Origin of the sequence: Rummeliibacillus sp. TYF005 (assembly GCF_003844195.1) — a bacterium.
In the GTDB taxonomy this organism is placed as follows: Bacteria; Bacillota; Bacilli; order Bacillales_A; family Planococcaceae; genus Rummeliibacillus.
The window spans coordinates 46,541-59,725 of sequence record NZ_ML122546.1; the positions used below are offsets into that span (position 1 = coordinate 46,541).

Here is a 13,185-nt window from a genome sequence, read left to right on the forward strand (position 1 = left end):
CAATGATTTTTGAAATGACTACACAGTTTCGGGTTTCTAATATTAAAGAAGGGCAAGAATGGTATGAAACACTGTTTAATAAGAAACCGGATTTTATTCCTCACGAAGGATTTGCAGAGTGGGAAATCATTCCTGGTTGTTGGTTACAAGTCGTTGAAGGAACAATTACTGAGGGTAATGGACCATTACGATTAGGGGTTCCTAATATTGAAGCTGAAAGAGATAGACTTGTAAAAATATTGAATATTGATCACTTTGAAATACACTCAAGACCAGAAGTACCAGTGAAATGGGGAACCTTCAAAGATCCTTGGGGTAATCAACTTGGACTTTTTGAATATATGGATAAAAGTGAGGAACAGAAGCGCATTAAAATGATAATTGGGTCGAAAGATGTTTAGAAACTTTTATAAAAAATCTTCCTTTTTCTAATGTGTATAAAAATGGTAATAATGGTAAAATATATATCCAAAATATAAACTGAATAGAGTTAAAATTATGAAAATATATCAACAATGGGATCAAGAAGACAGTGATTATATTCGCAAAAAAGTAATAGAACACAATTTTTCTAAACTACCAGACGACGTCAAACACCCAGTCAAGAACATTAGTTTTATACTTAGAGATGAAGAGGATGAAATTTTAGGTGGTATTACTGGAACAATTTTTTGGTATCACTTACATATAGATTTTTTGTGGGTAGATGAATCTCTTAGAGGTAAAGGATACGGAAGTCAGTTGTTAGAATATATAGAGGATATTGCACAAAAGAATAAATGCAATCTTATTCAACTGGATACATTTAGCTTTCAGGCACCAAATTTTTATCAAAAGTATGGTTATGAAATAATTGGTGTAATAGAAGAACATCCTACTAAAGATCATAAGCAGTATTATCTTTCGAAAAGACTTACTTAATGACAGGAATTTATAGGAGGAACTCGAAGATGAAGATTACAGTATTGGTTGGAAGTTCAAGAAAAGGTGGAAATAGCGAGTTATTGACGGACTTAGTTGTCCAAGATATCGAACATGAAAAAGTATATATAAAAGACTTAAATATTCTACCAATAGAAGATTTACGTCATACTAAACAAGGGTTTGAAACTGTAAATGATGATTACGACCAGTTGATTGAAGTTATAGAGAAAAGCGATGTGGTAATCTTTGCAACACCTATTTACTGGTATAGCATGTCAGGTATAATGAAAAATATGATAGACCGACTTAGTCAAGCAATTCGAGATGAAAGATATCCAAATTTGAAAGAGCATTTAAAAACAATCCGAACAATCGTTGTAGCTGTTGGTGGTGATGAACCAAGGATTAAAGGAATGCCACTTATACAGCAGTTTCAGTACATATTTGAATTTTTGAATATGCCTTTTTTATCTTATATTATAGGAGAAGCCAATAGACCTGGTGATATTCTAAAAGACAAACGAGCTTTATCAGAAGCTGTTTGGTTAAATGAAAAACTTAAAGAAGGATTATTGTAGAAGAAACGGATTAAAATAATGTTACATTCTAAACATAACTATAAAACCGATTTAGCCTTAATGTAGGGAAAATCGGTTTTTCTTATATCTGTTTTTTACTATATGTGATTTGGGACGCCAAACTACATTCAACCTTCTACTAGTCATCTACCTTTTAAAACTTTTTATTAACTAGTGTAAGTGCAGGTGGTATTAATATATAGATATACAAAATTCTAAATAATTGATAAATGGTAATCGTAGCAATATCTGCATGAACTTCATGTCCGATAATGCCCATTTGGTCCATGCCACCAGGTGCTAGACTTAAGAACCCAGTTATAATAGATGTACCTTCTAAGTTTTTCATGATTAACAAGCTCATGATAAAAGAAGCAGAAACTAAAATCAGACTACTGAATATAGCAAAACTGAATAGTCTACCTTTATGTTTTAATGATTCTGGATGTAAAAGTAATCCAATATGTATTCCAACAACAAATTGACAGATATTTAGTAACCCAGGGGGCATAGAAGAAGCAGGAAATATTGTAACATTCAATAAAATTGTTAAAATAATAGGCGCTAACATGTATGCTGCTGGTAATTTTATCTTCTTTCCGATAAGAGCTGCAATAGTACATAATATCATATAAATAAAGAAATGATTCCAATTTAATATTTCTAAATTACTTTGAATGTTTGCAGCAGCAGATTGAGTAGTCGTTTGTAAAAATGGAAGATGAACAACAATTGGAACCAATAACACAACCATGATTACTCGAATTGCATGAAAGAACGTTACAGTTGATAGGTCAATACCTTTCATATCTTGAGCAAAAATAATAATTTGAGTAAGGCCACCTGGCACACTACTAGTTAAGGCCGTTGGAAAGTCTATTTTTCCATATTTAGATATGAAGAAAGCAAAGATACAACTAAATACGCATAATATTGTTGTTAACAAGAACATAAGAGGGATGTCTTGAAACATAGCCTTTAAAATTTCTTTATTAAATGATATTCCAAGTGAATATCCAATTACTATTAAACCTGTATTTTGTATTGGTTTAGGCCAGTACATTTGTAGGTGGAAAACACGATTTGCCAATAGTACAGCAAGCATTGGACCAAGTAAATAGGGAACTGGAGCATGGAGCAATTTAAACAAGAGGACGCCAACTATTCCAATCATAGCTGTTTTTAAAAATGTTTTTACGTCGAATTTTATGTTGATCATATCCTTTCTATACTAATATTATGACAGAATCATACTTAGAAAGGAAAGAACTAATATAAAAAAGATTAGGAATATAGAATACCCCTAATCTTTTTTATATTATAGATTTGGTTTCAAACCTGTATTCGCTTTAACCTCAACCTCTGCATATTTTTTAGCATCCGATTTTGCACCGACTAGTGAGCCAATCCATCCTGCTAAAAATCCTAGAGGTACTGAAATAATAGCTGGATTTGTTAATGGGAATAAGGCAGTACCAGTTAAAATCGCAGTTCCTTCTGGACTCCAAATGTTAGGGCTTAATATAACTAGAACTAGTGCAGAAACTAAACCTGTTATCATTGCGGATACTGCACCTGTAGTATTGAACTTCTTGTAATAGATTGTGTAAATAATAACAGGTAGGTTTGCACTTGCAGCAATACAGAAAGCAAGAGATACTAAGAACGCAACGTTTAACGTTTGTGCACCTAAAGCAAGTAAAATAGAGAATACTGATACACCAACAGAAGCCCAACGAGCAGCTACCATTTGTTGTTTTTCAGTAATGTTTCCTTTCTTGAAAATTTGACCATAAATATCATGGGCAAATGCAGAGGCACCTGATAATACAAGACCTGCTACTACTGCAAGAATTGTCGCAAATGCTACCGCACAAACAAATGACATTAGTAAGTCTCCACCTAAAGCTTCAGCTAAAAGAGGAGCAGCCATATTACCTGCAGCATTCGCAGCAACTATTTTTTCAGCTCCAACAAATTTAGCAGCACCGAATCCTAAGAAAATAGTTAAGATATAGAATATCCCAACAATCCAAGTTGCTGTAACTACTGAACTACGTGCAGTTTTTGCATCTTTAACTGTAAAGAATCGCATTAAGATGTGAGGAAGTCCAGCAGTTCCTAATACTAAAGCAATCATCATTGATAATGTGTCTAAACCGTTTGTATATTTTACCCCTGCATTTAAATACGCATCACCATGTGAAGTTGCCGTTTTTACAGAAGTGAACATTTCTAAAATATTAAAATTAAATTTCATAAGCACTAGGAATGAAATAATGACAGTACCAATCATTAACAATACGGCTTTGATAATTTGCACCCAACTAGTAGCTGCCATACCGCCCCAAAGAACATAAATAGTCATCATGATACCAACTAGTAAAACAGCTACCCAATATGGAATACCTAATAATAATTGAATAAGTGCACCTGCCCCAACTAACTGAGCAATCATATAAAATAAAACGATTACAATTGTACTAACTGCAGCAGTACCACGAACCTTCTTTTGATCAAAACGTGCAGTAATCATATCTGCTAATGTATAGCGTCCAAGATTTCGTAAAGGTTCAGCCACAATATATAAAACTACTAAATAAGCTACTAAATAACCAATACTATAGAAGAAACCGTCAAACCCAAATAATGCAATTGCACCCGCAATACCTAAGAAGGATGCTGCAGATAGATAATCACCAGCAATTGCAATACCGTTTTGCCATCCCGTAAGTCCGCCGCCTGCTGTATAAAACTCACTTGCAGAGTTTGTTCGTTTAGAGGCAATGTATGTTACAACTAATGTTAGGCCTACTATTGCTACAAAGAAAAATATGCCAATTCCACTCATTAATATCCACCATCCTTAGCCTTCTCGATTATTTTTTGTGCATCTCCATCAAACGAAGCTGCTTTTTTAACATAAGTCATACATAAAACCCATGTCATAATGAAAAGACCGATTGAATAAATCCAAACCCATGTAATATCCCCAAAAGCTTTACCATCTAAAGCGGATGTAAAAGAAGTCAAAATAGGTAATAGAATATAAAGCCCTAAAAAAATAATTGAAATAGGTACTATAAATTTATTTTTCTTTTTTACTAAACTTTTAAATTCTGAACTCTCTGAAATATTAATATACTCTTCCGCTGCGAAATCTACTTTTTTCCCTGGACCTTGTTTCGAGTTTCGATTAAGATCAATTACTTGATCTTCTCCTAAAACACTTGTTAGGTTTTGCCCCATAAAAATTCCCCCTTTGTCTATTAAGAATTTGAAAGCACTTTCAAATCCTTGAGATAATAATATTCAAATTTGACAAAAATAGCAACAAATTTTTCGATAAAAATTAGTATTTTCTGTAATATGTATTGCATTTTCTCTTAAAATCATTAATATTAGTTTTTCACGTAAAAATTATCTGATTTTAAAAGTTTAATTATTGAAATAGAGAGTTTGAAAATTAATGTCTTCTAAAATACCTTCTATATGTAATATTAATTCTGAATTAAACATAAAAATTCTACTATTTTTAGAATCGTTAAAATATGGGATTTTAAGTACGATTTCTGGATAACTACCTTAAAAAGATTAATATATGAATCAGTTATATTAAGGAAGCGTATTTTTTGAATTTTAAGTTTTTATACATTTGGCATGAATTTTATATTGAAGAGCCGATAAAGATTTACGTACTACTTTTAAAAATCCTAAATTAAATGGAGAATTTACCATTTTTTTAATAATTATTAGTTTTAAAAACGATTTATGAAGTATTAGAAAGTCGAATCTATTTAATGATTGATATTTTCTGTTTAATATCAATAAATTCTATTATTTTTAGAATTAAAGAAATATGGACTTTTTAATAAAATTCGCGCATGACTTATCATGAAAAGAACGAAAGCTGATAAACTCATTTGAGATAAAATAAGCCTACCAGCGATTTTTAAGGTTTCTCTGTTTTTATTATAAAACTAGTATATTCTTTATCTTCCACTATAACATCAATTTTCCAAAGACCTTCTTGACCAAAACCTAATTTCTGATGGTTAATTCCATGATTAATAAACTCGCTAAGCTTTTCAGTATCTCCAGTCTCTTTACTGGTAGCAGTAATTTTCACTTCTTTATTAAGTAAATTCTTATTAGCTTCAAATAAATAAATTTTATAAAGTCTACCTTGGTTTGCAGGGGAATCAGGTTCATTTTTTTCTCCGTTTTCTCTTATAAAACCAACTTTCCCATCAATTCCGTAAAAAGTGGAATCTTCATATTTAAAAGTCGGTGTTATTGTCCAATCTGTTTGATCCTCTTTAGAGCATCCTAAAATCAATATAGAGAGTAGAAGAAAACAGAAAACACTCAAATTTTTAAATCTGACCAATAGATTCGCACTCCTTCCTGATTAAATGATTATTGGATATATATTCTAGTTTTAGTATACTAAAACCTTTTAAACTAATTAAATTAGTAAAAAGGTTCCCAAATGTATATTTGGGAACCTTTTTTATGCTAAAATAAGAGGTGAAAGGTGACGATATACATATGAATCAACAAAAGCCTAAAATCCTTCGTGACTTTCTTGTCTATTTATCTGCTATTAAAGGGAAATCAAAAAGAACACGAGATGAATATGATTATGATTTAACGTTATTTATGAAATTTATGCGTGCTATACAAGAAGACTTAAATATAGATCAGATAGAAACTATTAATATACACAATATAAATACTGAATTTTTTAAAGAAATTTCATTAGAAGATATGTATTTATTTTTAGAATATTGTGAGGAACGTCGAAATAACGCTGCAACTACGAGAGCGCGTAAAGTTGCTACATTAAAATCGTTCTTCAAGTATTTGAGATCAAAGCGACATATTATAGAAGAAAATCCAGCAGAAGATCTTGAAACCCCAAAAGTAAGTAAGCGTCAACCCATTTACTTAAGCTTTGATGAGGCGAAAACCTTTATGACAGGCATCCGAACTAAAACACATCATGATCGGGATTATTGTATGATGACTTTCTTTTTGAATTTAGGAATACGTGTCAGTGAACTTTGCAATTTAAACTTAGATTCGATTCAAGAAAGATTTATAACAGTGAGAGGGAAAGGTGATAAAGAAAGAACTGTTTACCTTAATGATGCATGTGTAAAAGCATTAAAAACATATTTAGAAGATGAAAGACCTCATATAAAAGATGCAGACAAAAATCCAGCGCTATTTTTATCTCAAAAGGGAACTCGCCTCACTAGACAACGTGTCGCGAAAATTGTAAAGCAGATCAATCATTCATCAGGATTAGATAAGAAGAAACTTTCACCTCATAAACTAAGACATACGTCCGCAACAATGATGTATAAAAGCGGAGCGGATATTAGAAGTTTACAACAAATACTTGGACACTCAAATGTTTCAACAACACAGATATATACGCACGTAGAAGATAAAGAAATTCAACAAGTAATTGAAAACAATCCATTTAATATTTAATTTACGATAATTATATTATGTAAACTAAATGATTACAGTGATTTTATTAATAAGAAATAATACATTAAGGAGGTCTGTATTATAAAGCAGGCATTATTGTACCTATCTCTATTACTTTTAATTATTTCTGGATGTTCTACTAACAATAAAAATCATAAGCACTCGAAAAATAACGCCCATATGGATGGCTACATATTTTTTTATGAAGATAAAGATCTTTCATCTGTTATATTTTTATCAGAAGAAAGTGGTATCGAATCAGAAGAATTAAATTATTTATCGATTCTAGAAATTACAGAAAAATATAGTAATTACTATTTTATAGTTGGGGCGAAAAAAACCTTTCAACTACCATCCAATATAAAATCTAGAGATAAGGTGACAATTAGTTATGATAGAATTTTAGAATCATACCCTCCGCAAATCCCTGTTTTAAATATTGAAAAGGCCGAATGACATATATAAATATGAAAGAATATATTAAAAATCAGATATTTAATAATTGAAAAGGACTTATTTCACTTTATAAGGAAATAAGTTCTTTTATTTTGTATATTTTATCACTGTTGTATTTAGGGAATACCGAATGTAGAATATATAGGGACTGTTAAATAGGTATAAAGGATTGATACAAAAAGCCTTAAAAAATTCCGATGTAATTTGATCGGATAAATTAAAAGGGGAAAACGTTGGAAAAGTCAAAGAATGCTGTCTCTAGTAATAACAAACTTTTATTAATTATGAGTTCGATGGCTGTACTTTTATCAATCATCATTCATATTATGCATAGGGGGTTTAACTTTTTAGAAGATTATATCATACAACAAGGTATGGCGGATATAACAAATTCCAATAGTTTGTCCCTCAATATTTTATTAGCCATTCCCATTGTACTGTTGATCATTAGTACCATTCTGTATTTAAATAAACGAGATTATGAACAACTTCCGACTTGGTTAACTTTAACTTTCACATTTTCAAGTATATCTATGATTGCTGGAGGAAATGGATTAGTAGAGTATCATTTTTCTATATTTATGGTATTAGCAATTATCTCAAGCTTTTCAAGAGTTAGACTAGTGATTGTCAGTACGATCATTTTTGCTATACAACATTTAGCTGGTTACTTTTGGTTTCCTGAGCTAATTTGCGGAACCACTAATTATCGATTTTCTTTACTACTAATACATGCCTTATACTTAATCCTCACAAGTTTAGCTACTATTCAGCTGATTATCAATAGACAGCAAACCGAGGGAAAACTAAAAAAGGCACGTACAGAATCTACAAACCGATTACAACTTGCACTAAATGAGATTGAAAATACGAGTATTGAAATGAATAAATTACTAGAAAAATTACAATTAGATGCGGCTGATTCATCTAATACAAGTTTAAATATTTCAAAAACACTTAAAGAGAACTTATCAGTTACTGAAGAAGAATTAGCAACTTTAGAAAAAGGTGTTACAGAAAATAACAATTTACTATTACAATTTAACGAGATATATAAGAGAACAGATAATGTTTCATCTATTGCCAACACAAGTTTAGACCAAATTCAAGAAGGGCATCATGCATTGAATCATGTTAATCAGCAAATGAAAGTCATTTCTAAAACGATATTATCAATGCAACAAGTTACAAATGATTTAATGATTTATTCAAGTAAAATAGGAGATTTTCTATCCATCATTACAGATATTACACAAGAAACAAAGTTGTTAGCCCTTAATGCATCAATCGAAGCAGCTCGAGCAGGTGAACAAGGAAAAGGTTTCGCTGTTGTTGCAGGTGAAGTTGGAAAATTGGCCGTTAATACACAACAATCTGCCCAAAATATTGAAAATGTTATAAAAACAATCCAATCTCATATTAAAGAAGTTTCATCTAAAATGACAGTTAGTATAGAAGAAATTACAAAAGGAAATAAGCAAATGGAGGTTACTGAAGAGACCTTTGATAGTATATTTGAAACGATTAAAATCGTTGATCACGAAGTAAATGCAATTTCCCAATCAACATCAGAATTTATCGAACAGACGAATCATACCAATTCATTACTACAAAATTTAGTCAGTGCTAATCAAGACTCAACAAAGCATTTACAAACGATTTCTGAAGCATCGGAAAAGCAGTATACAACCAATATTTCATTAAAGAATATCATTGGTTCTATAAACAATATATCTTCAACTTTGGAATCAAAGTTAAAAAGATTAGGCAATTAAAAGAAAAGAGGAGAATCCATAATGGACTCTCCTCTTTTAATATGATTAATTTATTGATAGTTAACTGAGTAGTCTTTTGAATCAATCCATTTAAGTTTACGTTCGAAAATACGAAGTAAAACTGTATTTAAAATAATTGGTAGAGCGAAGAACATAATTAACATAATGGTAATATTGTGGAGGTCCCAACCACCATGAGCTAAATTCATATAGTTTAATGGTCCGATCAAACCTGCAAGACCAAATCCAGCGCTATATGAAGTTCCAATAATATTCAACATACCACCTAAGGCACCTAAAATTGCTGCAGTGATAATCATAGGAAACGCAATTCTTGGTTTCATAAAGAAGTTACGCATTTGAATCTTAGGAGAACCCATAACATGAGCTAAAGCAGTTCCTAAATTATTCGCTTTATAACTTGCGATACACATACCAACTCCAGAAGCAACAACGCCAAGATTTGCTGTACCAGCACCGATACCAGATAACATTACAACTGTTGCAACACCGATTGTAGATAAAGGTGAAAGGATTAAAATACTAAAGATAACTGCAATAATCGCACCCATTAATACGGGTTGTAATTCTGTAACATTTTCAATGACAACTCCAACATAACCTGCTCCTGTGCGGACATAAGGAAGTGTAATTAAACCAATACCACCAGGGATGAATAATGATAAAGCTGGCATTAATAGAATTGTATAATCCTTGAAACGATCGCCGATAAATTGTACAAATACCACTGCTAAAGCTGCTGTAATACCTGTATTGATAACAACCCCAATACCTTGAATTGTGATAGCACCGCCATCACCCATTGTCCAAACGCCACTTCCGACCATTGACGCCAGACCAACACTTGCTGTTTGAATAGGTGTTAACTTAAATGTTAAACCAATCATTACACCTGTTATTACTGGTAATAGGCTCATAGCTAAAACTGATATGTCTAAAATATGTTGGAATACAGGAACATATGGAATAATTAATTTTAAAATTTCTCCAACTAATGCATTTGGAATAAGGGCTACAATGATTCCCAAACTCATACCGGTTAATAGTTTGTTGAAAAAGTCCTTCATAATATCAATCTCCATTCAATCGAGTAATGTACTAAATTATATAACACTTGATGTTACAGTCAATAGTGAATATTCTAAAAATTATAGACAAATGACGTATTTTAGAATAAAACTGTTTTATAGAGAAATATATATATAAAATGAGAGGATATTTTTTCTGACAATTCAAACCATTTCGCTTATTTAGTTGTATAACAGCTAGATCTTCACGTATTAATGTAATCTTATATAGGCCGTTTCTTATATATTTTTAAAAGTTTTTATGCTTATATAGAGAGAAATATATCTTTTGGAATCTACTTTTTGATAACTACAATCTTATGTAAGTTATTTTAATTGAAGAATAGTGTTAAATAATATTATTATGTAAACTAAATATTCATTTTAAGAAGGAACTGCTACTTTATTTTTTATTCACAAATAAGTAAAATAGTAAAGTATTCGATTTAATAGAAGGAGAAAAAATATGAACGATAAGCGTTATAAGGTTGCTCATCGTGAAGCACTTATTGGTATTGCATTAGTAGTCGTCAATTTTGCAATATGGTTTGGCTTTGCATATGGGCTTGGTTCAGGAAATCCGAAAGAGTATACATATGTATTCGGTTTTCCGGCTTGGTTTTTCTATAGCTGTATAGCTGGCACAATTTTTATGATTGTTTTATTAATGGTCATTATAAAATTTTTCTTTAAAGATGTACCATTTGAAGAAGAGGATGGTGACGATCAATGATGAATTGGCAAGTTATCCTTCCATTAATCTTTTTCTTAGTCATTATCTTTTTAATAGGGATATGGGCAAATAAACATGTCATGCAATCGAATTCGTTTTTACAAGAGTATTTTCTAGGTGGTAGACAAATGGGAGGATTCCTCCTTGCAATGACAATGATGGCCACATACGGAAGTGCATCTAGTTTTATCGGAGGGCCCGGTGTCGCTTATAATACGGGTCTTGGTTGGGTTCTGTTATCGATGGCACAATTACCAGCAGGTTATTACGTTTTAATGGTTCTGGGTAAGAAATTTGCGATTATCGCTAGAAAATATAAAGCGATTACATTGATAGATTTTTTACATGAACGCTATAAAAGTAATTTCGTTGTTATTGTTTCTGCATTGAGTATTATAATCTTCCTATTTGCTTCAATGGCTGCACAATGGATTGGTGGTGCAAGGTTAATTGAATCTTTAACCGGATTAAATTATACTTCTGCATTATTCATTTTTGCGATTGTAGTCCTTGTATATGTAATAATAGGTGGATTTAGAGCCGTAGCATTAACAGATGCTGTACAAGGTACTGTGATGTTTTTAGGTAGTGTTATTTTGCTTGTTGGTACGATTATTGCTGGTGGCGGCGTTTCTAATATCATGTCCGACTTAGTTGCTGAAAATCCTAAGTTAGTATCTCCGTTTGGTGCTGATGGAAGTTTAACGCCACTATATGTATCTACATTTTGGATTTTAATCGGTATTGGTGTTATTGGTTTACCTCAAATTGCAGTACGAGCAATGTCATATAAAAACTCAAGAAGTATGCACTCAGCAATCATTATTGGAACAATTGCAATAGGGACAGTTATGTTCGGGATGCATTTAACAGGGGTATTGGCACGCCCGGTGTTACCTGGTATTGATATCGGTGATAAAGTTATGCCACTTTTAACATTGAAGGTATTACCACCTTATTTGGCAGGTATCGTTTTGGCTGCTCCAATGGCTGCGATTATGTCTACTGTAAATGCTTTGCTAATGCTTGTAAGTTCTACTATTGTGAAAGATATATATCTAAACTATATTAAGCCAAAAGCGAATGATCATGAAGTGAAAAGACTAAGCTTTTTGGTCACTGCTTTAATCGGCTTAGCGGTTATTATTATTGCGTTAAAACCGCCTAGCTTGCTTGTATGGCTTAACCTTTTCTCATTTGGTGGCTTAGAATCTGTATTTGTTTGGCCTGTTGTATTAGGTCTATATTGGAAAAAAGGAAACAAATATGGAGCAGCTTCTTCCATGATTGTAGGTTTAGTCAGTTATATTTTCATTTACGAAAAATGGGGAACAACTTTCTTAGGAATGCATACAGTAACAACTTCTATTCTATTATCTCTTGTAAGTTATGTAGTAGTTAGTCTTCTAAGTAGTTCTAAATTTAAAGACGTTAAACACATCATTTAAAGATTTAAACTCAAGCTTTATTGTACTAATAGGGCTTGAGTTTGTTTATGTTTACGTATTGTATAAAAATTTATTTTAATATTTGTTTTTTAAGAAAATTCCGTTGACAGATGTTTTAGACTGTTATATATTATTATCAATAATAATATTTGTTATATAACAGGAGGAGAAATACAAATGGATATGTATAGAGAAAGCTATGAACGATATTGTAACGCATGCCAAGAATATGGATTGGAATCGAAAGACTTTTACTTTTTTATCAATCATCTAACGGAAGAACAACTTAATGCCTACAAAGAATACTCAAAAAGGAGAAACGACCAAAATGACTGATGCCGTCGCGAGTGACTTATAAACCCCCTGCTGATCATATAATGATTGGTAGGGGGTTATTTATTTTCGTCAAAATTTAAAAAATATTAGAAAAATATTTACATGACCTAAAGAATGTGAAATACTGATAGATGACAATTACATAACTTTTAGATAGAAGTGCCTATCAATTGATAGGATAATAGGGAAATCGGTGGAAATCCGATGCAGCCCCGCTACTGTAAATGTATTTGAACTTCGCGTATACCACTGGCTAACAGCTGGGAAGGTGCGAAATTTCTAATATACATAAGCCAGGAGACCTGCTTTTATCTTTAGTTCTGATCTTCGAGGGGAGGTATCGAA

At 31.8% G+C, this 13,185-nt stretch carries 14 protein-coding genes and 1 riboswitch; of the genes, 9 read left to right on the forward strand and 5 right to left on the reverse strand.

Annotated elements, in window-relative coordinates:
• Nucleotides 1–2 precede the first annotated feature (2 nt).
• The 3 genes from CW357_RS05520 to CW357_RS05530 all read left to right on the forward strand — a co-directional run bounded on the left by CW357_RS05520 (nt 3) and on the right by CW357_RS05530 (nt 1,502).
• Nucleotides 3–401, forward strand: coding sequence for a VOC family protein (locus CW357_RS05520; RefSeq protein WP_119416769.1), 399 nt, complete (start codon nt 3–5; stop codon nt 399–401).
• Nucleotides 402–498: 97 nt separating this feature from the next.
• Nucleotides 499–921, forward strand: a complete 423-nt coding sequence (locus tag CW357_RS05525) for a GNAT family N-acetyltransferase (protein ID WP_119416770.1) — start codon at nt 499–501, stop codon at nt 919–921.
• A 29-nt stretch (nt 922–950) separates the two neighbouring features.
• Nucleotides 951–1,502: a flavodoxin family protein gene (locus CW357_RS05530; RefSeq protein ID WP_124217540.1), complete on the forward strand. Its 552-nt coding sequence runs from the start codon at nt 951–953 to the stop codon at nt 1,500–1,502.
• A gap of 154 nt (nt 1,503–1,656) precedes the next feature.
• On the opposite strand, the gene CW357_RS05535 is transcribed toward CW357_RS05530, so the two are convergent.
• The 4 genes from CW357_RS05535 to CW357_RS05550 all read right to left on the reverse strand — a co-directional run bounded on the left by CW357_RS05535 (nt 1,657) and on the right by CW357_RS05550 (nt 5,892).
• The gene (locus CW357_RS05535; protein ID WP_124217541.1) at nt 1,657–2,721 is read right to left on the reverse strand and encodes an AbrB family transcriptional regulator; all 1,065 of its coding nucleotides are present in this window, start codon (nt 2,719–2,721) and stop codon (nt 1,657–1,659) included.
• A 99-nt stretch (nt 2,722–2,820) separates the two neighbouring features.
• Entirely contained in the window at nt 2,821–4,353 is a 1,533-nt protein-coding gene (locus tag CW357_RS05540; RefSeq protein ID WP_119416772.1) for a solute symporter family protein, read from the reverse strand.
• Nucleotides 4,353–4,751: a DUF485 domain-containing protein gene (locus CW357_RS05545; protein WP_119416773.1), complete on the reverse strand. Its 399-nt coding sequence runs from the start codon at nt 4,749–4,751 to the stop codon at nt 4,353–4,355. Before CW357_RS05545 ends, CW357_RS05540 begins: the two co-directional genes overlap by 1 nt.
• A gap of 703 nt (nt 4,752–5,454) precedes the next feature.
• Nucleotides 5,455–5,892: a hypothetical protein gene (locus tag CW357_RS05550; RefSeq protein ID WP_119416774.1), complete on the reverse strand. Its 438-nt coding sequence runs from the start codon at nt 5,890–5,892 to the stop codon at nt 5,455–5,457.
• Between the two features lie 161 nt (nt 5,893–6,053).
• Between CW357_RS05550 and CW357_RS05555 the strand changes: the two genes are divergently transcribed.
• From CW357_RS05555 to CW357_RS05565, 3 genes are all read left to right on the forward strand, one after another.
• The gene (locus CW357_RS05555; RefSeq protein ID WP_124217542.1) at nt 6,054–7,004 is read left to right on the forward strand and encodes a tyrosine recombinase XerC; all 951 of its coding nucleotides are present in this window, start codon (nt 6,054–6,056) and stop codon (nt 7,002–7,004) included.
• A 180-nt stretch (nt 7,005–7,184) separates the two neighbouring features.
• On the forward strand, nt 7,185–7,460 hold the full coding sequence (locus CW357_RS05560) for a DUF3221 domain-containing protein (RefSeq protein ID WP_164489547.1): 276 nt from the start codon (nt 7,185–7,187) through the stop codon (nt 7,458–7,460).
• Nucleotides 7,461–7,693: 233 nt separating this feature from the next.
• A complete protein-coding gene (locus CW357_RS05565; protein ID WP_124217544.1) occupies nt 7,694–9,235 on the forward strand; it encodes a methyl-accepting chemotaxis protein in 1,542 nt (513 codons plus the stop codon).
• Between the two features lie 50 nt (nt 9,236–9,285).
• On the opposite strand, the gene CW357_RS05570 is transcribed toward CW357_RS05565, so the two are convergent.
• Nucleotides 9,286–10,323, reverse strand: coding sequence for a PTS sugar transporter subunit IIC (locus tag CW357_RS05570; RefSeq protein WP_124217545.1), 1,038 nt, complete (start codon nt 10,321–10,323; stop codon nt 9,286–9,288).
• Nucleotides 10,324–10,789: 466 nt separating this feature from the next.
• On the opposite strand from CW357_RS05570, the gene CW357_RS05575 reads away from it, so the two are divergent.
• The 3 genes from CW357_RS05575 (at nt 10,790) to CW357_RS05585 (ending at nt 12,840) form a co-directional block, all read left to right on the forward strand.
• On the forward strand, nt 10,790–11,056 hold the full coding sequence (locus CW357_RS05575; protein ID WP_124217546.1) for a YhdT family protein: 267 nt from the start codon (nt 10,790–10,792) through the stop codon (nt 11,054–11,056).
• Entirely contained in the window at nt 11,056–12,504 is a 1,449-nt protein-coding gene (gene panF / locus CW357_RS05580) for a sodium/pantothenate symporter (RefSeq protein WP_119417314.1), read from the forward strand. The genes CW357_RS05575 and panF overlap by 1 nt, the downstream gene beginning before the upstream one ends.
• A 177-nt stretch (nt 12,505–12,681) precedes the next feature.
• A complete protein-coding gene (locus tag CW357_RS05585; protein WP_119417311.1) occupies nt 12,682–12,840 on the forward strand; it encodes a transcriptional regulator in 159 nt (52 codons plus the stop codon).
• 140 nt (nt 12,841–12,980) lie between these two features.
• Nucleotides 12,981–13,165: riboswitch (cobalamin riboswitch) on the forward strand.
• The last annotated feature ends 20 nt before the right edge of the window (nt 13,166–13,185 follow it).